The sequence below is a fragment of the Klebsiella sp. 7-CIP_Kleb. genome, from assembly GCF_050378655.1.
Taxonomy (GTDB): Bacteria; Pseudomonadota; Gammaproteobacteria; order Enterobacterales; family Enterobacteriaceae; genus Klebsiella; species Klebsiella quasipneumoniae.
The window spans coordinates 1-23,889 of record NZ_JBNRLJ010000008.1; the positions used below are offsets into that span (position 1 = coordinate 1).

Annotated in this window: 24 protein-coding genes and 1 pseudogene; 17 read left to right on the plus strand and 8 right to left on the minus strand. The window is 48.3% G+C overall.

Going from position 1 to position 23,889, the window contains the following annotated elements; translation table 11 throughout:
- Positions 1 to 235 precede the first annotated feature (235 nt).
- From ACQUTI_RS21955 to ACQUTI_RS22015, 13 genes are all read left to right on the plus strand, one after another.
- Positions 236 to 709, plus strand: a complete 474-nt coding sequence (locus ACQUTI_RS21955) for a MarR family winged helix-turn-helix transcriptional regulator (RefSeq protein ID WP_036114653.1) — start codon at positions 236 to 238, stop codon at positions 707 to 709.
- 330 nt (positions 710 to 1,039) lie between these two features.
- Positions 1,040 to 2,158: an amidase gene (locus ACQUTI_RS21960; protein ID WP_109266661.1), complete on the plus strand. Its 1,119-nt coding sequence runs from the start codon at positions 1,040 to 1,042 to the stop codon at positions 2,156 to 2,158.
- Between the two features lie 67 nt (positions 2,159 to 2,225).
- Positions 2,226 to 3,380, plus strand: coding sequence for an acyl-CoA dehydrogenase family protein (locus tag ACQUTI_RS21965; RefSeq protein ID WP_225545477.1), 1,155 nt, complete (start codon positions 2,226 to 2,228; stop codon positions 3,378 to 3,380).
- Between the two features lie 16 nt (positions 3,381 to 3,396).
- Entirely contained in the window at positions 3,397 to 3,756 is a 360-nt protein-coding gene (locus ACQUTI_RS21970) for a hypothetical protein (protein ID WP_036114559.1), read from the plus strand.
- Positions 3,757 to 3,771: 15 nt separating this feature from the next.
- Entirely contained in the window at positions 3,772 to 4,296 is a 525-nt protein-coding gene (locus ACQUTI_RS21975; RefSeq protein ID WP_428923364.1) for a nuclear transport factor 2 family protein, read from the plus strand.
- Between the two features lie 20 nt (positions 4,297 to 4,316).
- Positions 4,317 to 5,621 (plus strand): aromatic ring-hydroxylating oxygenase subunit alpha, encoded by a 1,305-nt coding sequence (locus tag ACQUTI_RS21980; RefSeq protein WP_036114556.1) that lies wholly within the window; start codon positions 4,317 to 4,319, stop codon positions 5,619 to 5,621.
- Entirely contained in the window at positions 5,618 to 6,097 is a 480-nt protein-coding gene (locus tag ACQUTI_RS21985; protein WP_036114552.1) for an aromatic-ring-hydroxylating dioxygenase subunit beta, read from the plus strand. Before ACQUTI_RS21980 ends, ACQUTI_RS21985 begins: the two co-directional genes overlap by 4 nt.
- Positions 6,098 to 6,105: 8 nt before the next feature.
- Positions 6,106 to 6,846 carry an SDR family NAD(P)-dependent oxidoreductase gene (locus tag ACQUTI_RS21990; protein WP_036114550.1) on the plus strand — a complete coding sequence of 247 codons (741 nt, stop codon included), beginning with the start codon at positions 6,106 to 6,108 and terminating at the stop codon, positions 6,844 to 6,846.
- A 52-nt stretch (positions 6,847 to 6,898) separates the two neighbouring features.
- Positions 6,899 to 7,873, plus strand: a complete 975-nt coding sequence (locus ACQUTI_RS21995) for a PDR/VanB family oxidoreductase (RefSeq protein WP_036114548.1) — start codon at positions 6,899 to 6,901, stop codon at positions 7,871 to 7,873.
- Between the two features lie 11 nt (positions 7,874 to 7,884).
- The gene (locus tag ACQUTI_RS22000) at positions 7,885 to 8,373 is read left to right on the plus strand and encodes a flavin reductase (RefSeq protein WP_036114545.1); all 489 of its coding nucleotides are present in this window, start codon (positions 7,885 to 7,887) and stop codon (positions 8,371 to 8,373) included.
- Positions 8,374 to 8,540: 167 nt separating this feature from the next.
- The gene (locus tag ACQUTI_RS22005; protein ID WP_036114644.1) at positions 8,541 to 9,818 is read left to right on the plus strand and encodes an MFS transporter; all 1,278 of its coding nucleotides are present in this window, start codon (positions 8,541 to 8,543) and stop codon (positions 9,816 to 9,818) included.
- Positions 9,819 to 10,046: 228 nt separating this feature from the next.
- A protein-coding gene (locus ACQUTI_RS22010) for an IS1 family transposase (protein WP_428923365.1) occupies positions 10,047 to 10,744 on the plus strand; the annotation gives its coding sequence in 2 pieces (ribosomal slippage) (positions 10,047 to 10,296 and positions 10,296 to 10,744; 699 coding nt in all).
- 291 nt (positions 10,745 to 11,035) lie between these two features.
- On the plus strand, positions 11,036 to 12,745 hold the full coding sequence (locus ACQUTI_RS22015) for a sugar hydrolase (protein WP_428923366.1): 1,710 nt from the start codon (positions 11,036 to 11,038) through the stop codon (positions 12,743 to 12,745).
- Positions 12,746 to 13,922: 1,177 nt separating this feature from the next.
- On the opposite strand, the gene ACQUTI_RS22020 is transcribed toward ACQUTI_RS22015, so the two are convergent.
- A complete protein-coding gene (locus ACQUTI_RS22020) occupies positions 13,923 to 14,798 on the minus strand; it encodes an MFS transporter (RefSeq protein WP_325909035.1) in 876 nt (291 codons plus the stop codon).
- 26 nt (positions 14,799 to 14,824) lie between these two features.
- On the opposite strand from ACQUTI_RS22020, the gene ACQUTI_RS22025 reads away from it, so the two are divergent.
- Positions 14,825 to 15,972, plus strand: a protein-coding gene (locus ACQUTI_RS22025; RefSeq protein WP_428923367.1) for an IS3 family transposase whose coding sequence is annotated in 2 segments (ribosomal slippage) — positions 14,825 to 15,062 and positions 15,062 to 15,972 — 1,149 coding nt in all. Because the reading frame shifts where the segments join, the coding sequence is not laid out codon by codon here.
- 61 nt (positions 15,973 to 16,033) lie between these two features.
- Here ACQUTI_RS22025 and ACQUTI_RS22030 read toward each other — a convergent pair.
- The gene (locus tag ACQUTI_RS22030; protein ID WP_428923368.1) at positions 16,034 to 16,927 is read right to left on the minus strand and encodes a LysR substrate-binding domain-containing protein; all 894 of its coding nucleotides are present in this window, start codon (positions 16,925 to 16,927) and stop codon (positions 16,034 to 16,036) included.
- 102 nt (positions 16,928 to 17,029) lie between these two features.
- Here ACQUTI_RS22030 and ACQUTI_RS22035 point away from each other — a divergent pair, with 102 nt between their 5' ends.
- Positions 17,030 to 17,359 carry a YciI family protein gene (locus ACQUTI_RS22035; RefSeq protein WP_036114537.1) on the plus strand — a complete coding sequence of 110 codons (330 nt, stop codon included), beginning with the start codon at positions 17,030 to 17,032 and terminating at the stop codon, positions 17,357 to 17,359.
- A gap of 151 nt (positions 17,360 to 17,510) precedes the next feature.
- Here the strand turns inward: ACQUTI_RS22035 and ACQUTI_RS22040 are convergent, their stop codons facing one another.
- Genes ACQUTI_RS22040 through ACQUTI_RS22055 form a run of 4 tightly spaced genes read right to left on the minus strand, consistent with a single transcriptional unit; the run spans position 17,511 to position 20,565 of the window.
- The gene (locus ACQUTI_RS22040; RefSeq protein WP_080861672.1) at positions 17,511 to 18,068 is read right to left on the minus strand and encodes a flavin reductase family protein; all 558 of its coding nucleotides are present in this window, start codon (positions 18,066 to 18,068) and stop codon (positions 17,511 to 17,513) included.
- Positions 18,069 to 18,126: 58 nt separating this feature from the next.
- Positions 18,127 to 18,984, minus strand: a complete 858-nt coding sequence (locus tag ACQUTI_RS22045) for an SDR family oxidoreductase (RefSeq protein ID WP_080861674.1) — start codon at positions 18,982 to 18,984, stop codon at positions 18,127 to 18,129.
- Positions 18,985 to 19,019: 35 nt separating this feature from the next.
- Positions 19,020 to 19,787 carry an SDR family NAD(P)-dependent oxidoreductase gene (locus ACQUTI_RS22050; RefSeq protein ID WP_080861675.1) on the minus strand — a complete coding sequence of 256 codons (768 nt, stop codon included), beginning with the start codon at positions 19,785 to 19,787 and terminating at the stop codon, positions 19,020 to 19,022.
- Between the two features lie 34 nt (positions 19,788 to 19,821).
- Positions 19,822 to 20,565: an SDR family oxidoreductase gene (locus ACQUTI_RS22055; protein WP_036114533.1), complete on the minus strand. Its 744-nt coding sequence runs from the start codon at positions 20,563 to 20,565 to the stop codon at positions 19,822 to 19,824.
- A 236-nt stretch (positions 20,566 to 20,801) separates the two neighbouring features.
- On the opposite strand from ACQUTI_RS22055, the gene ACQUTI_RS22060 reads away from it, so the two are divergent.
- Positions 20,802 to 21,707: an AraC family transcriptional regulator gene (locus ACQUTI_RS22060; RefSeq protein ID WP_036114530.1), complete on the plus strand. Its 906-nt coding sequence runs from the start codon at positions 20,802 to 20,804 to the stop codon at positions 21,705 to 21,707.
- A 327-nt stretch (positions 21,708 to 22,034) separates the two neighbouring features.
- On the opposite strand, the gene ACQUTI_RS22065 is transcribed toward ACQUTI_RS22060, so the two are convergent.
- Positions 22,035 to 22,490, minus strand: a complete 456-nt coding sequence (locus tag ACQUTI_RS22065; RefSeq protein WP_306293240.1) for a hypothetical protein — start codon at positions 22,488 to 22,490, stop codon at positions 22,035 to 22,037.
- Positions 22,491 to 22,519: 29 nt separating this feature from the next.
- Here ACQUTI_RS22065 and ACQUTI_RS22070 point away from each other — a divergent pair, with 29 nt between their 5' ends.
- Complete coding sequence (locus ACQUTI_RS22070; RefSeq protein WP_036114528.1) at positions 22,520 to 22,939, plus strand: Rrf2 family transcriptional regulator; 420 nt, start codon at positions 22,520 to 22,522, stop codon at positions 22,937 to 22,939.
- Between the two features lie 55 nt (positions 22,940 to 22,994).
- Here the strand turns inward: ACQUTI_RS22070 and ACQUTI_RS22075 are convergent.
- Positions 22,995 to 23,867, minus strand: a pseudogene (locus ACQUTI_RS22075) (efflux RND transporter permease subunit); the annotation flags it as partial.
- Between the last annotated feature and the right edge of the window lie 22 nt (positions 23,868 to 23,889).

Sequence of the window (23,889 nt, forward strand, 5' to 3'; positions counted from 1 at the left end):
GCGCTGAACAAAATGACGAAAGCAGGTATGCCTGAAAGCGTGCGTATTGCCTGAAAACACAACCCGCTACGGGGGAGACTTACCCGAAATCTGATTTATTCAACAAAGCCGTAGCAGGCCACAAAGGAGTGACACCCCCTGACATCAGTACACAAGGGTGACTCTGGGTGTTTTGCTGCCCGCGGTTTTCCTATACCATTCTGCTATCGTTTCAATGTGCCTGTTCGGAGAACGCATGGCCCCTTCCAATGTGGAACATCACACGACTGATAGTCATGAAAGCCGCTTTTATCGTGAGGACTTTCCATTTTTCTGGATCGTGAATGTTCACGCAAAATATACCCAGTTAATGGACATTGAATTGAAGAAAGTGGCGATGGATGTGTCACGTTTCCGTGTGTTGATGTTGATCCACCAATACCGTAAAGCCAGTATCTCGCAAATATCCCAATATTCCGTCAGTAAAATGCCGACAGTCACCAAAATTGTAGGCAGGCTGCGCGACGATGGGTTGGTTGAAACCAGGGTCAGTGAGCAGGATGGGCGAGTCACCGAAGCAATACTGACTGAAGCGGGTACTCGCAAGGCTTTAGCTGTGATGGAGATAAGCCAGCGTATTTTCACCAAAGCGTTTAAAGGTATCTCTCCGGCGCAGGCGCGCAAGATGAACCAAATTCTGTCCGGCATACTCGACAATCTGGATGATTGAGCATTCCACTCCGATGTCTTACCTCTGCGTCCCATGTCAAAAACCATCCGATATGACGTAAAAAATGAAGCCGAAAAACTATTTTTTTGGTCTCATTTTTCCTGTAAAACCAATAACAATTATCCATATTTGCATTGGGTGTTTTTATTTTTTCACTATAAAAACATATTGATAAATCATTTTTAAGACGAAGGCTTGTCAGGTTAACGTATTCTGACATAAGTAAATTATATGTGACAAATTACTTGAATATTCACATATTCGTGACAGGCGTAAATCCACAACAACAGTCGTGTGAATGCCACTTTTCCCCTTGTCGCGGATACTGCAATGATGAGCAATAGTGTTGGTTTTTTTTCAAAATTTACCCGAGGAACGGGCAATCTTTCCTTCGCGGTGAAAGACACCATTGATGTGTCTGGTTATCCCACCCAGGCGGGCAGTCGGGTTTTCCTGCATGCACCACCCGCAGCCCGCAACGCCCGCATCGTTCAGCAGTTTCTCGATGATGGCTGTCAGTTATTGGGTAAAACGATGCTGCATGAACTGGCGTTTGGCGTGACTGGGATCAACCACTGGGGTGGGACACCGGTTAATTACTCTTTCCCGGATATTATTCCTGGCGGATCATCAAGCGGTTCTGCAACGGTAGTTGCGGCAGGTTGTGTTGATTTTGCCATCGGTACTGATACCGGCGGTTCGGTGCGTATGCCTGCGGCCTGTTGTGGCGTTGTCGGCCTTAAACCGACGTGGGGTTTGATAAGCCGTGTCGGTGTCACGCCGAAACACAGTTCACTTGATTGTGTGGGGTTTTTTACTCAGACGTGCGGAACCCTGTTGCAGGTGATGGAGAAGGCACAGGGAAAAGTGGCAGACCGCTCAATCTCCCTGCCTGCTATTGGAGTGATGAAAGGCCATGCCACTGAAGCGATAGATGCTCTGTTGGCACAGCGACTGCAGCCTCTCAGTGCAGCAGCCACAACAGTGGATTTGACCTATTTCACGGAAGCTCACCAGGCCGGATTGACCCTAATCAGCCATGAGAACTGGCAGGCTTACGCTTCCATCATTGACGCAGAGGGCATTTCGCCAGATGTTGTTACGCGTATTCGGGCAGGGTCTGCCGTCACCGCTGCGGAGCTGGCAAATGCGGAAGCCGTGCGGGAAAAATTTTCTGAAGCTTTGGACCACCAATTAGCCGAAACGCCGCTGATAATTTTACCGACATTGCCAGAATTGCCTCCTACGTTAAGTGAAGCTTCCGATCCATTAAATGTGGTGAATCTGACTCGATTAATCAGACCTTTTAACCTTAGCGGGCACCCGGCTATGAGTTTACCCATTGGCGTAATTGATGGCCGTCCGGTCGCTATGCAGCTTATCACGCATAAAAACCATGATTTGAATTTATGTGTTTATGCAAAGAAGCTGGTTGAATCTTTTACCTGATTATATTTTCTGAACGCGAGATTTTTTCTTATTCCTGTTTTCAGGAAGGGCAGTATGTGGAGGTTATATGTTACAGACACGATTAGCTATGAATGCTGAAAATACCCACTGCGATATGAGTATTTTACTGCAGGAATTAAAATCCAGAGGGGAGGAGTTTGAAAATCAGAAATATATTACCCATGACATAATTGAGAAGTTCAAAGAACTCGGTGTTTATCGGGCATTAGTACCCAAAAAATATGGCGGTACAGAAATGACACCGGCGCAATTCTGTCAGCTGATTGAAACTATTTCAATCGCTGATGGGTCGGCTGGCTGGGTTGCAAGTTTTGGTATGAATCCTTTTTATCTTGGAGGATTACCGCTCTCAACGCTGGATGAAATTTATCGCAATGGCCCGGATGTGGTCTTTGCGGGCGGAATTTTTCCTCCTCAAAAAGCCATGGTTACAGACAAAGGTTTTGTTGTTTCTGGCCGTTGGGGTTTTGCCAGTGGATGTATGGGGGCGAGCTTGATTGGCGTGGGTATTGTGCCGGAAAACGGTGAGGAAAAATCGTTGCCACGTATTGCCGTATTGCCAAAAAATCAGACCACCATTGATCCCGTATGGAATACCGTGGGGCTGGCAGGCACAGGCAGCCATGATGTGGTTGTGGACAACGTCGTTGTACCCGAAGAATGGACGTTTATCCGAGGTGGAAAACTTAATCTTCAGGGCGATCTCTACCGTTATCCGGTGTTGTCACTGGCGACTCAGGTACTGGCGGTGGTAAGCGCCGGAGTGGCCCGTGCGGCACTGAATGAAATATACACCATTGCCGGTCAGCAGCGTTCGGTAACAGGGGCGCCGCGGCTGGCGGATCGGCAGTTTGCACAACGGGATGTGGCGCATTGCGAGGCAGAACTTAATTCGGCTCGAAGCTGGTTTTATGACGCTATCGACAAGGTGTGGCAAACCCTTTGCCGTGGCGATGCACCCCAGGATGAGGACGTCAATTTGCTGCGCCTCTCAGCAACCCATCTGACACGCGTTGCCGCAAAAGTCACTTCAAAAACGTTGATGTTGGCCGGGATGCCGGGCATCTCCATGCGCAGTCCATTACAACGTTACGCCCGCGATTCCATGGTCATCACTCAACACGCCTTCATGGGTGAGCTGACCTACATCAACGCCGGCAATATGTTTTTTGGGCAGTCACCTTTGCCCGGTTACTTATAACCAACAGGAGTACTACATGAGCCAGACAGATTCAATTCGGGTGCTGTTTTGTATTGGTGTGAACCAGAATTTTTTTGATGCTACGCCGGAAGTAGCAAAACAGGTTTGGGCAGCCTTTGGCGAAATGATGAAAGGGATTGAAAACATGCCAGGCATCACCGTGCTGGGCAATATGGACGATGACAAAGTGATGGTGGGACCTTCCGCAGGTTGGCCATGGACCACGTATGTCCTCGCTGATGTACAGGATTTTGCAACCGTCAGCGCTGCCTGTAACTTATTCCGCACCGTCATCGTGGGCGAAGGACCGTATCGACTGTGGAAATTTTGCAAAGTCGAAGCACGCACCGGACGTGAGTTAATTATCCAACAGTAAGAGGCTGTTATGCAGATGTCTGAGCAACAACACCTTTTATCAAGACTGGATACGCTGGAGTCTGAGGCGGAAATTCGCAGAGTTATCAGTCAGTATATGCATTTATGTGATGACCTGCGTTCTGAAGATAGCGTTACACAAATTGGGCAACTTTTTACCTGCAATGCCGAATGGGCAGGCATTGGTGAACTCTATGCCGAACGGCTGGGGAATTATAAAGGGCGCGCGGCTATAGAAGCGATGATGAGAAAGTATGTCACTCATCCGGCCCATTTTAGAATCAACACGCACTATTTAAGTTCTGAGTTTATTTATCTAAATGAGATAAATGAAGCCACTGGCCGCTGGAAGATGTTGCAATTGTCAACCTTCAATAATGGCCAGTCACATTTAAACGGTGCCGAATTAATTATTGAGTTTCGCCGTGAAAACAAAATCTGGTTAATAAACCATTTCACTACGCGAAACCTATTTAGTCGCCCGATCGATTATTGGCATTCCCCCAGTGGATTGCCCATACCAGAAACCAAACGGGCCTGATAAATATTGGAGATGGAGTAATGCAAGATATCCCGGTAAAAAATATTGATTGTACGCCCAGTTCACAGGAGCTGGCGGCTCTGGTGAAGTCGGACCGTGTTCATACCTCTCTCTATACTTCAGCCGAAATTTTTGATGTAGAGATCGATAAAATTTTTTCCAATACCTGGATCTGGGTGGCTCACGAAAGTGAGATACCGGATGCCGGTAGTTTCAAATCCTCATTTGTCGGTACTCAGCCGGTCATTGTTGTACGTGACAGAAAAGGCAATATCAATGTGTTGTTGAACCGCTGTCGTCACCGCGCCGCAACAGTTTGCGAACACCAGAGTGGCAAAACCAATAACTTCGTTTGTCCTTATCACGGTTGGGGTTACGGGCTGGATGGTGCGTTGCGTGGAGTACCTCATCCAGAAAGCTATGCCGATACGCTGGATAAAGCCAACCTTGGCATGATTCGTCTACGTACAGAAAGTTATGCCGGTATGGTCTTTGCCACTTTTAAGGACGATATCGAGTCGCTGGTCGATTTCCTTGGACCCGCGAAAAAATGGATGGATTTATTTATGAAGCAAGGTGGCGGCTACCCGATCCAGGCCACGACGGCTCACCGTTTCCGTTTCCCAGGGAACTGGAAAATCCAGCTGGAAAACACTACCGACGGTTATCATTTTCCCATCGTTCATAAGTCTTTCCTTAGCTCAGTGGATAAACAGACTGAAGAAATGCTGAATTTTGTTGATGGCAGTGGCTTTGTTGAAGACCTGGGGAACGGCCATAGCGTGATGGTAATGATTCCGGAGTTGATTGATCTTGAAGAGAATCTTGATGCGCCGATTCCCGATCGTTTTGTTGAACTGGCCCAGGTATTACGTGACGAAGGCCATGCAGAACTGGAGGTCCGCCGCATAGTCCGCGCCGTAGGCGGCTGCGGTTTTAACCTCAACCTTTTCCCGAATGTGGCCTGTTCGATGGCCTTTTTCCGTGTACTCCAGCCGATTTCAGTTAAAGAAACTGAAATTCACCATGTAGTGATCACCATGAAAGGCGGACCGGAAGCAGCCAACCAGGCACGTCTGCGTATGCACGAACATTTCCAGGGACCGATGGGTTTTGGTACGCCGGATGATTCCGAAGCCTGGGAACGTGTCCAGCGCGGGTCATCTGCCGGGGATGATCTGTGGATCATGCTAAACCGAGGGTTGCCGGGGGAAGTGACCACCGAAGATGGCCTGCGCAGTGACGTCAGCGCGGAAACCGGGATGCGTGCCGCCTATCAAAAATGGAAAGAGTACATGACAGCAGAAACACGGGGGCAGCAATGACCGAGCAACAGGCTTTATTTTCCGCCATCAGTTTTATCAATTATGAAGCTGATGTGCTGGATCAGGAAGAGTTCAACCACTGGCTGACGCTGTGGAAACCGGAAGGGTTGTATGTCATCCCTATCGATCAGAAAACGGAAGATTTCGCTAACACGCTCAACTATGCCTACGACAACCAGCATATGCGGGAAAAAAGGGTTAACCGGCTTTACAGCGGGGAATCGATATCCACTACGCCACGCGCCAGAACCATTCGCATGCTGGCACGTTACCGCCTGCTGCATGCCAGCGAGGAACGGGTAGAAATCCGCTGTGCGCAATCGTTGTGGGAATACCGCAAGGGTAATGCCCAGCATTATGTCGCCGATGTCACCTATACATTGGTGCCAGAGGGCGAAAGCTTTCTGATCCTGAAGAAAGTGATTCGGGTGATCAATGGACAGGATTTCCTGCGCAGCATTGGCTACATCATGTGAGGTATCGAATGAAAAATGTTGCCCTGGTGACAGGTGCTGCTTCCGGGCTTGGGGCGGTGATAAGTCGCTATTTGTGGTCTCAGGGGTACGCGGTTGTGCTGGCGGATATTTCACTATCAAGTGCACAACAAATGGCCCGTGAGATCGATGTTAAAGGTCAGCGCACGGTGGGTGTACAGCTGGATATCCGTGACAGTGATGCATTTTCCCATGCTATTGACCATTGCGTGGCGCACTTTGGCGGACTGCATGTGCTGGTCAACAATGCGGCGTTGACACTTGCTACGCCAGTCATGTCAATCACGGTGGAAGAGTTTGATCAGGTGATGACCACGAATTTGCGCGGCACCTTTCTTGGTTGTCAGCTGGCAGGGGGTTATTTCGCCACACAGCAATATGGTCGCATTATCAATCTGGCCTCACTGGCGGGACAGAATGGCGGCACGGCCTCTGGCGCACATTATGCGGCTTCCAAAGGGGGAATTCTGACACTCACCAAAGTGTTTGCACGGGCGCTAAGTCACGATGGCGTTACGGTGAATGCCATTGCACCGGGGCCAATGAATCTCCCTTCGGTTCATGCAATGGTCCCGGACGATAAGATGCAGGCGCTGCTTCAGATGATCCCGGTTGAGAAATTAGGGGAACCAGAATTTGTCGCGCAGGCGGTTGCCCTGTTGGCCTCACCCGCTGCGGGCTTTGTTACCGGAGCGACCTGGGACATTAATGGCGGAATTTACATGCGCTAAATGCCACCGGGTTGGTTATCCAATCCGGTTTCATCTGATGCAGGAGTATTGAATGTCAGAAATATTAAGAGTACGCGTCAGCGAACGTGATGTGCAGGGAGCCGAGGTGGTCGTGCTGTCGCTTCAGGCGATTGATGGGACTAATTTACCGGCTTTTAACGCAGGTGCCCATATCGATTTGCATCTTGCCGACGGACTTATTCGCCAGTATTCATTGTGCAGCAGCCCGCAGGAACGTCATTACTATCGTCTTGGTATCCTTAAAGATCCAGCTTCGCGCGGTGGCTCGCTGGCTGCACACCAATTACAGATTGGTGATGAAGTAACCATCGGTGCGCCACGCAACCTTTTTGCTCTGGACATGAGTGCTGAACATACCTTGTTGTTTGGCGGTGGTATTGGGGTGACACCGATGCTAGCTATGGCAGATGAACTGTACCGGGCAGGGAAATCATTCGAATTGCACTACTGTGGCCGTGCGCGCGAGCGTCTGGCCTTCCTCAGTGAACTCGCCACCTGTTGCTGGGCGCAGGCAGTGCATATCCATGCGGATGACGAAGGTGAAGAACAAAAGTTGAATCTCAGCGCCGTATTGCCCCGTCATCATATTGATGGGCAAGTGTATGTTTGTGGCCCGGAAGGTTTTATGGATTGGGTCATCACCTCGGCACAGCGAGCAGGTTATGCCGATGAACGTATTCACAGGGAATATTTCAATCGCGAACTCGCCATCAGTGGTAAAGCCTTTGAAGTGGAAGTGCCTGAGCTGGATCTCACTGTCACCGTCAGTGAGAAAGAGTCAATTGTCGCTGCATTGGCGCGAGCAGGTATCAAAGTAAAGGTTTCCTGCGAACAGGGGGTATGTGGGACTTGTCTGGCCAATGTCGCCAGTGGCATCCCGGAGCATCGGGATGAATATCTCACCGAAGAAGAACGTTTGGATAACGATCAGATTCTGCTCTGCTGTTCACGTTCGAAGAGTGAGCGTCTGGTAATCGAAAACTTTGAATTCGTGAAACTAAAATAGAGAGGCAAATAATGAATCTTATGACCGACTTTCGTAATGCGATGGCGCAGCTGGGAAGTGCTATCACGATTATTACCACCGATGGCCCTGGTGGAAAATATGGCTTTACCGCCTCTGCAGTTTGTAGTGTAACGGATGAACCTCCGACATTATTAATTTGTATGAATCGTTCATCCTTTGCCAACAGCAAATTTAAAGAGAATGGTGTGCTGTGTGTCAATATTCTATCGGCACAGCATCGTGAATTGTCTGGGGTGTTTGCCAATGGCAAATTGCGTTCGGATGAGCGTTTTCTTCATGATAACTGGCAGACTCTGACCACTGGCGCACCGGTGCTGACGTCGGCAATCGCCAGCTTTGATTGTACAATTGGTGACTGTCATGAGGTCGGCAGCCACAGTATTTTTTATTGCCCGGTACAAGACATCGGTTTTGGTCAGGGGGAGCAGGGATTAGTTTATTTTAATCGTCAGTATCATACGCTGGCTGCCAGCCTATAAATTCTTTCCTGTTCAAAAAGGTAATCAGTATTTCTTATATTTATTCATCGCGATGAATATATTCGTCTGTTACGCCGCTAACAGACGATATTTGGATTTTTGCACCTGCATGAACGGAGATGATGATGAGCAATGACGTTACCAACGGTGATTTCAGCCGAAAAAATATGCGCAAGTTAATTATTGGTTCTTTCCTTGGGAACTCACTGGAATGGTATGATTTTTTTCTTTATGGTACTGCCGCTGCATTAGTTTTTGGGTCATTATTCTTTCCGGTTCAGGACGATCCGCTCATCAGCACATTGCTGGCATTTTCTGGCTTTGCCGTAGGTTTTATTGCCAGACCCTTAGGTGGCATTTTATTCGGTCATATTGGTGATAAATATAGCCGGAAAACAACCCTGATTATTACCCTGACCCTAATGGGGGCTTCCACATTTCTCATTGGATTACTCCCGACCTGGCACCAGGTTGGCGTACTGGCACCGATTGCCTTGATTAGCCTGCGCTTTTTGCAGGGCGTTGCATCCGGCGGCGAATGGGGAGGAGGGGTGTTGATGTTGAGTGAGAACGCGCCGGAAGAGAAAAAAGGCTACTATACCGCATGGAGCCAGGTGGGTGTTTCGGGTGGTTTTGTCCTCTCGGCGTTGGCTTTCTGGCTGGTTCAGCTGCTACCGGAAAACGCGTTCATGACGTGGGGCTGGCGGATCCCATTTCTGATGAGTGTGTTCATTTTTCTGGTTGGTATTTATATTCGAAAAAACATACGCGAGAATAAAGAATTTACGCAGCTGAAACAGGCCAGTGATACAGAACCGGAAGCAAACGTACCTGTAATTGAGATTTTTAAAAAATATCCCAAACAACTTCTCCAGGCCATTGGTCTGCGTTTGCCGGAAAACGGCGCAGTCTATATATTTTTCACCTTTTCAGTGGTGTTCTGTAAGCACGTTGGTATCGCCAGCGACAAAATTATCGCGGTTGTGACATTGGCAATGATGCTGGAGATTTTCTCTATACTGTTCTGGGGATGGTTATCCGATAGAATCGGGCGTAAAACTATTTATTATATTGGTGTCATTGGTCTTCTTCTCACCGCCTTTCCTTTCTTTTCATTATTGGCCAGCGGGAACTTTTCATTGATGATGCTGGCAATGATGCTCGGCTTACCACTGTGCCATGGTGCGATGATCGCAGCACAACCCTGCATCATGAGTGAGCTGTTTCCGGTGGAAGTTCGTTATACCGGTCTGGCTCTGGGACACGAAATCGGCGCGGTAATTTCTGGCGGTATCAGCCCAATGATTGCCGTGGCATTGTTATTAAAATATGACCATTGGTGGCCAATTTCAGTAATGCTGCTGGGCTTTGCGCTGGTAGCCCTTATCGCATTGCTAAGTATTAAAGTTTCACCTCGTGCTTTATCTTCACGCACAGCTTCATGATTCAAGAAATAAAAAACGGATGATAAGTAGAAAGTAACTCTCACAAACTACATGCATGTATACTGAGGTAAGATAACGCGGGAAGAGCGGCAGAAAATACACACGACCAGTAAGAGGTCTACTCAGTGTATTGAACACCACAGTTTTAATCTGGGGCATCACTTAGCACGTCAGGTGATGCTGCCAACTTACAGATTTAGTGTATGATGGTTTTTTTGAGGTGCTCCAGTGGCTTCTGTTTTTATCAGCTGTCCCTCCTGTTCAGCTACTGACGGGGTGGTGCGTAACGGCAAAAGCACTGCCGGACATCAGCGCTATCTCTGCTCTCACTGCCGTAAAACATGGCAACTGCAGTTCACTTACACCGCTTCTCAACCCGGTACGCACCAGAAAATCATTGATATGGCCATGAATGGTGCTGGATGCCGGGCAACCGCCCGCATTATGGGCGTTGGCCTCAACACGATTTTACGTCACTTAAAAAACTCAGGCCGCAGTCGGTAACCTCGCGCATACAGCCGGGCAGTGACGTCATCGTCTGCGCGGAAATGGACGAACAGTGGGGCTATGTCGGGGCTAAATCGCGCCAGCGCTGGCTGTTTTACGCGTATGACAGGCTCCGGAAGACGGTTGTTGCGCACGTATTCGGTGAACGCACTATGGCGACGCTGGGGCGTCTTATGAGCCTGCTGTCACCCTTTGACGTGGTGATATGGATGACGGATGGCTGGTCGCTGTATGAATCACGCCTGAAGGGAAAGCTGCACGTAATCAGCAAGCGATATACGCAGCGAATTCAGCGGCATAACCTGAATCTGAGGCAGCACCTGGCACGGCTGGGACGGAAGTCGCTGTCGTTCTCAAAATCGGTGGAGCTGCATGACAAAGTCATCGGGCATTATCTGAATATAAAACACTATCAGTAAGTTGGAGTCATTACCAGCACGTCAGTAAGAAAATCGCAGCTGTTTTAAGAATCAGGAGGATTAGATGATAAATATATTCTCCATTAATGACTAAATAGCACTATGAATAATTTTGAGTCACCATTGTATTTTTTATATTAGCTTCATTTTAATTACAACCTCCAATCTTACTTTTTGATACCCAAAACAAAATTTTTAATATTGACTACGATGGTTATTTTGTTATGGTGAATATATATCTATTTTAGGCGTCTCATCTTTTGATGAAGATTATCACCTTTGGTTTTTAAGATGAAATTATTAAGAGGATTAGATTTGAACAGGCGAGATCTTATTATTAAAACGGCAGTCATGATTACATCGTGTGGTTTGCTTTTAAAAAAAGCAGATTCCAAAGAATCAACTAAGCTTAGTAAGTCGATGATTTCTGGCTCGCGTCTTAAGGAATATAATAACCTTGAGTGGATCAGCATTGCAGAAAGATTGAAACCGACGCTTATTGAAAGTACTGTACAGGCTGTACAGCTAGTAAATGGTGTTAGCGACAAAAATAATATTTTACAATATAAAATGGTTTCTGATGAAACACGATCATTGAAATCAATTAGTGAGACTCCAGTCAATGCTGGTGATTTTTTTATCGTCGAATTTCCACATCATGTAACAGGATTTTTAACTTTTAATATGGACTGGGTTGGTAGAGGAAATGATGCGCCTACCAGATTAAGATTGATTTTTGGTGAAGTCCCAAGTGATGTACTGGAACCATTGTATCCATATAATGGAACTTTGAGTGCATCATGGCTACCTGATGAAATTATAAATATAGACCATCTTCCGGATGAGGTCACCATTTCGAGACGTCATGCATATAAGTATGTGAAAATTGAGGTTATGTCGGGTTCTAAAAATTTTGGTATAATATTTAGTAACATTCATACTATCGCAGTTAGTTCCGCAGGTGAAGACAAACAAACAAATATTTTAGGTCTTTCAGAAAAATGGAAAAAAATAGAAAAAATAAGTCTGAGAACATTGCATGAGTGTATGCAGACCACTTTTGAAGATGGTCCACGACGCGACCAACGTTTATGGTTAGGCGATTTAAGGCTACAAGCGCTGACAAACTATCTCAGTTTTAAAAATAACAACCTTGTTAAAAGGTGTCTATATCTTTTTGCCGGACTAACAAATAGTGATGGCTTTGTTACGGCATGTGTTTACGAAAAACCCACTCCCACCGCCGGGGAAGGAGTCATGCTAGACTATGCTGCGTTATTTGGCCCAACACTTGCAGACTATTATTTTGCAACAAACGACCGTCAAACACTTGAACATTTATTACCCGTTGCATTGAAGCAAATTACCTTAATAACGGAACGATATGTAAATAATGATGGGGTTGTTCAAATTCCTGATAGACCATTCACTTTTATCGACTGGCAGGATGGATTGGATAAACAAGCATCAATGCAGGGGTTAATGATTTATTGTTGTCGACGAGTTAAGAGTTTGACGGAACTGGTTGGAGATAATTCCTCAAGTGCAAAGCTGGATAGTTTGATTCAACATATGACGAATGCTGCAACGCGTTATTTATGGAAATCAGATTCCAAATTATTCGTCAGTGGGCCAAATTCACAAATATCCTGGGCGTCACAAATTTGGATGGTGCTAGCTGGTATTGTTGACAATCGGACGGGAAAGGATTTATTGCAGAGGGTCATGAAAATGCCCAAGGCAATAACTCCACTTACTCCATACCTTTATCATCATCTTGTGTCGGCTTTTGTAACAATAGGGGACAAACAAGGTGCGCAGGATGTTGTGCTTGGATACTGGGGAATCATGGCAGAGTACGGGGTTGATACCTTCTGGGAAGCCTTCGATCCACATAATCCGAAAGCATCTCCTTATGGCGCGATGCAAATCAATAGTTATTGTCATGCATGGAGCTGTACACCTGCTTACTTTATCCGTTCATTGTTCACCAGACCTTAATCTTGGACTGACTCTACACTGTTTCTTCTCAATATCGGTGCCAAGCTAAATCAGAGAACCCGACATTTTTCAGACTTCGGATAAATTCATCTGAGGTCCGATTCGATTATTCAGGAATTCATGAGGCTGATCGTTATTGTATTCCATCAGTCAGAGTTCTGTAATTTTCAGTGCTTCATTCAGGATTCTGAACCGATGAATATCACAAGAAATGCACCGCAAGTTAAGTCAGCTCATGTATCACCGGTTCATCGTGGGAGGTATCGGACCGGTAAAAATAGACAAGTCTGCCCAAATACAACATCTCTTCAATATAATCGCCAAGTTAATGCTTTATCGTTTGTTTTGAAAATTTTTAGATCGCGCATTTTCAACACGTAATTTTTCAGCCTAAAGTTAGCAAATAGCTGTTTGAGCCAACGATTTTCGTCATGAAGGTCCTGCATCTTTTGATTTCTGAGGCATCCTTATTGCCAAACTTTTCCTTTCAGTTTGAGTTCGAAACCTCTTATATTACTGTTTCGCATATGACATCTTTGTCGGCACGTCCAGGTTCGACAGACTTAAGAAAGGCTATGATCTGGTCGTTTGCCAAAAGAGTTTGCTGAGAATACAGCTGCCCGTGGAGGAAATAGTTATCTGTTGTGAAACCTATGCACAATGGTTTTAGGTTCGATGTAAAGGAAACCCTGGTGGTTGTAATATTCTTATGACAACATCCACAAACGTGCTCGGGCCGAAGTCTTTGGCCCGAGAAATGTCTCAACACTGCTGATTATGTAAAAAAAACACAATACCATATTATATGGAAGATATCTAACCTGCTAACAAGAACATATCAATAACGATATACCATGTGGTGAGCGGAAAATATACTCCTTGGTTAGATCGACATAATCTGAACTCTCGTACTAATATCAAGTGACTGCCCCGCAGTACAATTTTATTTTTGACAAAGTGAAAGTGCAGAATAAAATCATTTGTTGATATATGACTATTCATTACTATCAATAAACCATGCGTTATGATCACGAGATTCATTGCATAATAAAACAGGACGAATGCAACAACGCTGAAGGATACAGAGTATTGTCTGATACATTGCTTCCCCGGCTGTTCTAAAAGCTTCAATGTCTGACTTTATAATCATCATTAAAATAGTGATGATATGACTTTGCTATTCTTTTTCTTTGGCCAGTAATAATCCCTGGAGTGAAACTATTCCGCAGACAAAAATATATATTGCTGGGGCGCTATTACTCCCGGTCATTTTAATCATCAAGCTGCAGAAGAACTGGGCAAAGCCACCAAAAATCACAGTACTGACACTGTAGGTTAACGATAGCCCGGTGGCCCGAAATTCCCTTGGGAAAATTATACCCAACAAGACTAAAGAGGGCACAGTATTGAAAATCAGCAAAATGGTCAATAAAATAATTACCCCGGCCATTACCGGCGCAATCGGGATTGCCTCAATCAATAAGAATGCCGGATAGATAGCGATAAGCATCAAGATTCGTGTAATCAGCACCATTTTTTTGTAACCAAACTGGTCACACATTTTACCCGCTAGACCACAAAAACAGATCTGGATAAACCCAGCGACGCATCCCAGGAAAATACCATTGACCATCCCTATATTGAGCTGAGATATTGCGTAATTTGCCATATAGTGCAAAACTACATAGTTTGCCGAGGTGCCACCAATAGAAATCAGAATACCTGCGCACAGTGAGACCTTATGGCGCACAGCCATAGTCCATAATGACGAATGTTCCTTCAATGGTGCATGTTGTTCCGGCAGCGTATTACGAATGTATTGCCCCACCGGGATCACTAACAGGCCAATAATAAACGGAACACGCCATCCCCACTCATTCAATTGATTATTCGTGAGAAGCGCAGTTAATCCTAAGCCGACCAACGCACCCATTAATACACTGAGTCCCTGACTGAAGAACTGCCAACTGCTATAATAACCACGGGAATTTTTTGTTGCGAACTCCATCAGGTAAGTGAATCGCCACGGGTTTAACAGACACCTCAGAGTCATTTAAGATGGCTTAAAGAGAGGTGCCCATGAGCGATAAGCGTTATCCAGAAGAGTTTAAAATCGAAGCAGTCAAACAGGTTGTTGATCGTGGACATTCTGTTTCCAGCATTGCAACACGTCTCGATATCACCACCCACAGCCTTTACGCGTGGATAAAGAAGTACGGTCCGGATTCTTCCGCTAATAAAGAACAGTCAGATGATCAGGCCGAGATCCGCCGTCTCCAGAAAGAGCTGAAGCGAGTTACCGACGAACGGGACATATTAAAAAAAGCCGCGGCGTACTTCGCAAAGCTGTCCGACTGAGGTACGCCTTTATCCGTGACAATACCTGTTACTGGCCTGTTCGCCTGCTGTGTCGGGTGCTGGATGTTCATCCCAGTGGTTTTTATGCCTGGCTTCTGCAGCCGCATTCACAACGCCATCAGGCAGACCTGAGACTGACAGGACAGATTAAACAGTTCTGGCTGGAATCGGGATGTGTCTATGGTTATCGCAAGATCCATCTGGATCTGCGGGACAGCGGGCATCAGTGCGGAGTGAACAGAGTCTGGCGACTGATGAAGCGTGTCGGGATAAAGGCTCAGGTCGGATACCGGACCCCACGGGCACGTAAAGGCGAGACCAGTATCGTGTCGCCCAACAGGCTTCAGCGACAGTTCAATCCGGATGCTCCGGATGAGCGTTGGGTAACGGACATAACCTACATCAGGACTCACGAAGGCTGGCTATATCTTGCCGTGGTTGTTGATCTGTTCTCACGCAAAATTATCGGCTGGTCCATGCAATCCCGGATGACAAAGGACATTGTCCTGAACGCACTGCTGATGGCTGTATGGCGGCGTAACCCCCAAAAACAGGTGCTGGTTCATTCGGATCAGGGCAGTCAGTACACAAGCCATGAGTGGCAGTCGTTCCTGAAATCACACGGTCTGGAGGGCAGCATGAGCCGTCGTGGTAACTGTCACGATAATGCGGTTGCAGAAAGCTTTTTCCAGTTGCTGAAACGCGAACGGGTAAAGAAAAAGATCTACGGAACGCGGGAAGAGGCCCGCAGCGATATTTTTGATTACATCGAAATGTTTTATAACAGTAAGCGTCGGCATGGTTCCAGCGATCAGATGCCACCAACTGAATATGAAAACCAGTATTATCAACGGCTCGGAAGTGTCTAAATTATCAGTGGCGATTCAACCTGAGGCAGCGATGATAGTTCTTTCAGAACTTCCAAGGTAATTAGCTAAGATAATCAATCATTTCGTCAATAAATACCTGATACCTGCTTTCATTTACCCGTGAAGGGTCGTAGAGCAAATGCATTTCCCGTGAGGGAATAGTGAAGTTCTCCAGGACAGGAACGAGTTTTTCCCTGTTGATAAGTCGCCTGAGCTCTTTTTCATAACCAATCAGCACACCTGTGCCTCTTAATGCCGCCTCAAGGATTGCTCCCCAGTCGTTAATCGCCAGGCGAGAGTTTACCATCACTTCAGCAGGACCTTCAGTGCTGGCAAAAGGCCAGTAACGGGTTAACCCCGCAGACCAGGGTGCAAAAACCAGACACTCATGATGTTTCAGATCAGAAGGTTGTTCTGGATGACCGTACTTTGTCAGGTATTGAGGAGCAGCACATGCAATAAATCGGTATGCAGGCAACGGTTTTGCCGCAAGCCGGAGTTTCTTATCAAGCTCGCCGATTCGTATCACCAGGTCAAAATCTTCTGAAGCAGGATTAATAACGTCATCAGTAAGAACAAGTTCAATACGCATTTTCGGGTAGCGCTCAAGAAATGTGCTCAAAAAATCCACCAGGACATAACGGCCGAACGTTACCGGCGCATTCAGCCGCAGCGTACCTGCAAGAACTCCGCTCGTACTGCTTGCTTCCCGGTCAGCGCTGTCGATGGCCTGTAAAATTGTTTCACAACGCCTGTAGTACAGCGATCCTGCCGGCGTCAGGCTTTGCCTGCGCGTCGTTCGGTTAAGCAGGCGCGTTTCAAGCTGCTTCTCAAGTGTGGCGATATGGCGGGCCACCATCTGAGGCGACATACCGAGTCTGTCTGCGGCCGCGACAAAAGAGCCCGTCTGAACCACAACCACGAAGGCCCGCATTCCGGTAAGTTTATCCAGCATTCGCTACTCCTGGTTGTTTCAGAACTCAATATTGGCGAATTTTAAAAACTGCTAATACTTATTATGCTTATTTTTTGTCTCATGAACAGGACAGCGAAAACGATGCACATTTATATTGTCAGAATGGACCATCCGGACGGCCGCGGGTGGAATACCTTTGTGCGCGAGCATGTGATTTATCTGAAGGGTCTGATAGAACAGGGCAAACTGTTAGCGTCCGGTCCGCTCAAAAACACGCCACTGCGGGCGGGGTTTCTTATTTTCAGGGCTGAGACGCGCGATGAAGTCCAGTCCATGATCGGTGCGGACCCTTTTGCACGTGAAGGCCTTATTGCCCACCTTGATATCCAGCAATGGGACCCGTTGTTCGGGCAGCTCAGCAGTTACTCAAGCCATAATGCAAGCGGGGATTTGAAGGATTTAATTGATTAACCAATTGAGTTAAGAAAAATTTCTCTCAGTCTGCCGGATGATCCACATACAGGGTATGGGGAAGAGGAACGCCTGTATTCATGGCGATACATTTCCGGTATGTTCGGTAATGTATCGCCATTAACCAATTCTGGTTAGCATGGCAGAACATTCAATCCATCAGGTCGCGCCATTTTACCATCCTGTCACTGAGGTCAAGCGTCTCTCCGTCGACACTGAAACGGCCATCGCCCTGATGGTGGAGCAGGCGCAGTTCCTGCCATGCGCGGTCAAGCCAAATCCTCCGAACTTCCAGCACCCACAGGTTATAGCGCCGCACCTGTCGGTCATCCACCACTCTGCACTCCAGGTTAGCCACGCATTCATCTATCAGAGGCGCACTGACCGATTGCGCGGCAACGGGGGTCAGGCCGAAACGCGCAAATTTGTCGTCTGTTTCTCCCGAGCAATTACCGATGTCCACAACGGCCTTTGCCATCCCGGCTGGCGGTACAGCCAGAACACATTCCCCGGTATCTGACAACGCCTGATAGCTGTAATCCCAGGGGCCGATAATCACACCGACCAGCGGTGGGGCATGCTGCATCATCATGTGAAAACCTGCGGTCATCAGATTCGTTCGGCCATCTGTCCCCCTCGTGGACACCAGAATAACGGGACCAGCTTCAAGAATACGGTACGCTTTTTCCGCAGGTAGGCTGTCATGCATGAGATATCCTCCAGAAAGAAAATCAGGGACAGTGTGGTTCACATGTCCCCGGGGGTTATTACTCTTCAAAATCCGTGGCGTCTGACGCGCTTCGCCAGACATCAAGGTTCTGACTCACTGCATGCATTTTTTGTTCAGCGAGGGTGTTGGCAATCTTACCAGCAAAAAGATGCACGGGAGGGGCGTCAGCACTGGCCGCCTGCAGTATCAGAGAAGCGACTTTATCAGGATTGCCAGCCTGTTTGCCGTCCAGACCGTTCAGATGGAGGTCCAGCGAGGCCTGAGCTTCGGTATAGTCAGCGATTGTGCGCTGGGCCACGACCAGCGTCTCTTTCGACAGAAACCCGGTGCGCACCGGTCCAGGATAAACCACTGTGGCTCTGATGTTCAGCTCTGCCAGTTCGGCCGCCAGGGTTTCGGTCAGACCGGCCAGTGCGAATTTGCTGGCGACATAGCTGCCCCAGCCCGCGTAACCGCCCTGAAAGCCCACGATCGACGCCACGTTGAAGATATGGCCGCTGCGCCGCGTACGCATATGCGGCAGGGCATGGCGCAGAACATGCAGGGGAGCAAACACGTTAACATCAAAATTACGACGTAATTCGCTGTCGGTTAATGCTTCAATGGTGCCCTGCTGGCCGTAGCCTGCGTTGTTGACCACACAGTCAATGCGCCCGAAGGCGGCAATGGTGCTGTCGATGGCTTTTTGAACGCTGGCTTCGTTCACCAGGTCCACCTCCAGCGCCAGCAGTCGCGCGTTATCGTCGCCGAATGCCTGACGCAGACTGGTCAGGGTGCGGGAGGTTGCGGCTACGGCATCGCCTCGCGCCAGTAACTGGCGTGCCAGCGAAAGGCCAATACCACGAGCAGCGCCGGTGATAAACCAGACTTTTGCAGGGGAGGTTTGTTGTTGCATTGATGAAGACTCCTGTTGTTGAAAAATGAATTGCATTACTGAATGGCGACACTCATGCCACCGTCGGCCATAACTACTGCGCCGACAATGTAACTGGCCCTGTCTGACGCCAGAAAGGCGGCGACTTCTGCGATTTCATCGGGGTGGGCTGCACGACCAACAGGCGCTTTACGACCATGCTCTGCCAGATATGCCTGCCCGTCGGGCTGGATTGTATTCGTGATGTTTGTCACCGCATCTCCGGAGCCGACTGCATTAACACGAATACCGTGAGTGATAGCTTCCAGCGCGAGTGTACGGGTTAACTGTGCCAGCGCCCCCTTGGAAGCTGCATAGGCGGCGATACCGGGAAAAGACTGATAACAGGCGTAAGAACCAATATTAACGATTGCACCCGATTTTGCCGCCATCATTGGGCGGATGGCTTCCCTTGAGAAAAGGAATGCGCCCGTGGCATTAACAGCCATGACCTGGTTCCATTCCCTGAGCGTCATTTCTGCCACCGGCTGGTTGATGATGATGCCAGCGTTGTTGATTAATACGTCGAGGCGACCGAACTGTTCTGTTGCAGTCCGCACAGCCAGTTCCGCACTGGCTTCCTGAGTCACGTCGGCGACAACGGGGACAATGCCTTCACGTGCTAGCGCATTGACATTATCCCCCCGGCCAACTGCGACGATACGTGCGCCCTGGCGGTGCAACAGTTCGACGGTCGCCAGGCCGATACCGCTGGCGGCACCGGTGACGATCGCAACACGGCCTGCAAAGGGCATAGCCCTGGAAAAAGAGTCTGACTCTGACATGAACACTCCTTAATAAATGAAAACATGTTTACGGTTAATGAGGACTGGCCACAGGACGGACGATGAGTTCGCTGATATCTACGCCAGCGGGTTGTTCGATGGCATAGGCGATTGCCTGCGCCACGGGCTCCTGAGGTAAGGCGATGCGCCGGAATTCGCGCATGGCAGCCCGGGCTGTTTCGTCCGTAATATGATCGGCAAGTTCTGACTCGACCACTCCCGGGCTGACCAGCGTCACCCGGATCGCATCGGTCTCCTGCCGAAGCCCGTCAGAAATAGCGCGCACGGCAAACTTGCTAGCGCAATAGACAGCGGCTGTGGGCGAGACCGTATATGCGCCTGTGGAGGCAATGTTAATAATGTGACCATAACCCTGCTCCTGCATGATCGGCAGGACGGCGGCTATCCCGTGCAGAACGCCCCGTACATTGACATCCAGCATGCGGTTCCACTCTTCGACCTTCAACGCTGCCAGCGGTGAGAGTGGCATAACGCCAGCGTTATTTATGAGCGCGTCAATGCGTCCGTGCTTCTCCAGCGCCCTGGCTGCGATGCGTTGCAAATCTTCTGGTCGCGTGACGTCAATTGCCATGGCATCAACATTACCCCCCGTTGCCCGCAACTCTGTCGCCAGTGCGGTCAGTTTTTCAATACGTCTGGCACCGATAAACAAATGATGACCCTTCCGGGAAAGATGACGCGCTGTGGCCTCACCTATACCACTACTGGCACCGGTAAGAATGACCACCTTAGACGTTTCTGATACCACTGTTTTCATCACTCCTCCTTGCCTGTCCCCGGGCGGGATAGGGAATGTCATTGGAATATCAAACAGGCAGGTATCATAAAGAGAGGGCACTTACGACGACAGGCCTGACACTCTTGCATCATTGCCTAATCCTATTTTCTTTATTGATTTTTAAGCATGCAGGGGGTGAAAATATAATCATTAAATTCAATTATCAGGTCTGCTGTATGCCAGAAAGATTGCCCTCCATATCTCAACAGTCCGAAATGGCGGCTATGATTTGCCAGCTCGCCCCTCATGAAGGTCACACCCGTACGTTGCTGGATGGCGTGCGTCTGATGCGTGCTGACGGCGCGCTGGGGCGTACCCCCGTGTTGTACGAACCAGGCATTGTTATTGTCTGTCAGGGGCACAAAAGAGGTTACCTGGCCGACAGGGTTTACCACTACGACCCGTTGCACTACCTGGTGCTGTCAGTACCTCTGCCATTTTCAAGTGAGACAGATGCCAGTCCGGCAGAGCCTTTGCTTGCTGTATCCATTCGTCTGGATATGACAGCGGTGGCAGACCTGGTTGTGGCTGTCGATCACCATGCCACTGCATCAGGTTCACCCGTTGGCATTGTCTCCACACCACTTGACGACACGCTGGCAGATACAACAGTTCGTCTTCTGAAGGTATTATTTTCACCACTTGAAGCGCGGGTTCTGGGGCCGGGGATTGTGCGGGAGCTGATTTTTCGTGTTCTGCTGGGTGAACAGGGCGGAGCCATTCGTGCTGCGCTGGCCTGTCATGGCAACTTTGGACGTATTGCGCGTACGTTACGGCGTATCCACCTCGATTACGCCCGGCCACTGGATGTGGCTTCACTTGCGCACGAAGCTGGCCTGAGCGTACCGGCTTTTCATGCGCATTTCAAAGCCGTTGCGGCGACTTCCCCCATTCAGTACATCAAGTCAGTGCGTCTTCATCAGGCGCGACTGATGATGATACGGGATAACGTTACTGCAGCAGGGGCAGCAGCGCGGGTCGGCTACGAAAGTGCGTCGCAGTTCAATCGGGAGTTCAAAAGACTGTTTGGTCGAAGCCCCGGAGAGGAGACACGTAAAATGCGCACAGCATTCGCACTGATGGAACCTGCGCAACTCGAAGCAGCGACGTCGACACACTAATCTGCAACTGTCGATATTCATGCGCAAACGTTCACTGCAAACCGGACTGAGACGCCAGGACGCTAACAGTTCATGCTGATATTAAGTTTATCTGAATAACCTGTGGGATTTTCGTTCGTAACAAAAATGTCAGCAATACCTGCCGGCACATCAACACCGGCAGCCAGAACCAGTTTGTACCTGTACCTCTGTGAGCTGCGTGGAAGACGAATGTAAAAACATCGCAAAACCTGGTGCGAAAGCGTAAAGCAGTCGTGCCATTTATATGCGCAGATTGCCGGGCTAACCGTCCTGCTTTCATCACCAGGTTTTCAGGCTCCGTTCGAGTTACAAACCCAGCTTGTCTTTCATTTCTTTTTCTTCAATCGCCTTGGCAATAGCGTTTCTCATCACTTTCAGAATGATCCCGCTGAACATGGCCGTTAAACCGATGGTAAAGAATGCCGTAACCGCAAGGTCAATTAACCAGAAGCCTGAATGAACAAGAACGGGCCTGTAAATTGCAACACCGGCAAAAACCACCCAGTGACTAAAACAATAAAAACAACTGAAAAGGTAGCCTATCATGGCATTTTTTTTGACCATCCATTCACGCAACGGGCGAAACATTTCCTGCTGTGTGACGGTGATTGAAATGCAACTGGACATCAGTGCAATGACGAGGCAGACCCATAACTGTTCTGACACATTTTCGAATGACATAAAAATACTCTCTGTATGGATATCATGTAATAGTATAAGATACATGATATCCCGCCACTTATGCAACAACGAAAGTTTCATAAGAGATTCCGCAGCAAACAGGATTAAAAATGAGAAAAGACCACCGGCTGTCCCGTGCATTACACGTGCTGATACATATGGATAAAATCCGCGATCCCGTTACCTCCGAAGATATAGCCTCGATGATTAATACGAATCCGGTTGTGGTCAGACGCCTTTTCCAGGGGCTCAAACAGGCGGGTATCATTCATTCTGAAAAAGGGCATGGAGGTGGCTGGACACTCCAGAAACCTCTCGGAGACATCACTCTCCTTCAGGTTTTCCACGCTATTGGCAGCACTGAACTTTTTTCAATAGGCTGGGCGACTGAGCATGACAAATGCCAGATAGAGGATGCAGTTAACAATGAAATAAGTGATACGCTTGAAGAGGCGAGATGTCTGATTACGAACCGCTTTGCTGAACTTACTCTTGACAGGCTTGTGCCGGAAGTCCTTAAACATAAATAAATTCAACAGCCGGGTATCATATAGTGTCCGGCTGTTGAAAGGTCATCATGAATTTTTAGTCTGAAGCCTGTTCTGTTACCGGCCGTTCCTCAGGCGCGTCCGGTAATGAGGCCGAGTGCAAAGGTTTCCCGGATATTTGTCGGGCTAACAGGTAGAACACGGGGGTCATAAACAAGCCAAAAAGGGTGACGCCAAGCATGCCAGAGAATACCGATATCCCAATTGCCTGACGCATCTCAGCGCCAGCGCCATGCGATACCATCAGCGGGATTACGCCCATGATGAATGCCAGTGAGGTCATCAGAATTGGACGCAGCCTGAGACGGCATGCCTCTTTCACCGCGTTAAAGGCAGACTTACCTGAAAGTTCAAGCTCACGGGCAAATTCAACAATTAGAATGGCATTTTTAGATGCCAGCCCGACCAGAACGATAAATCCAATCTGTGTAAAGATATTATTGTCCCCATCTGTAAGCCACACCCCGGTAAGCGCGGAAAGAATACTCATTGGGACAATCATAATGACAGCCAGCGGGAGTGTAAGGCTTTCATACTGGGCAGCCAGTATCAGGAATACCAGGAATACACAGAGTGGAAAAATCCAGACGGCACTGTTGCCTGCAAGGATTTGCTGGTAGGTCAGGTCTGTCCACTCATACTCTACGCCGGGTGGAAGCGTTTTCTTTGCTATACGTTCAATCTCTTCCATCGCCTGACTTGAAGAAAAGCCTGGAGCAGGCGCGCCACTGAGATCGACCGCTGTAAAGCCATTATAACGGGTAACCAGCTCAGGACCGTGTGTCGGCTCAATACGGGCTATGGCAGACAGCGGTACCATATTGCCATCGGCATTGCGGGTCTGTAGTTTCAGTATATCCTCCGGGGTCGCCCTGAATTCTGCGTCAGCCTGCATCCTTACCGTAAGCGTACAGCGAGAGCCGTATTGACGG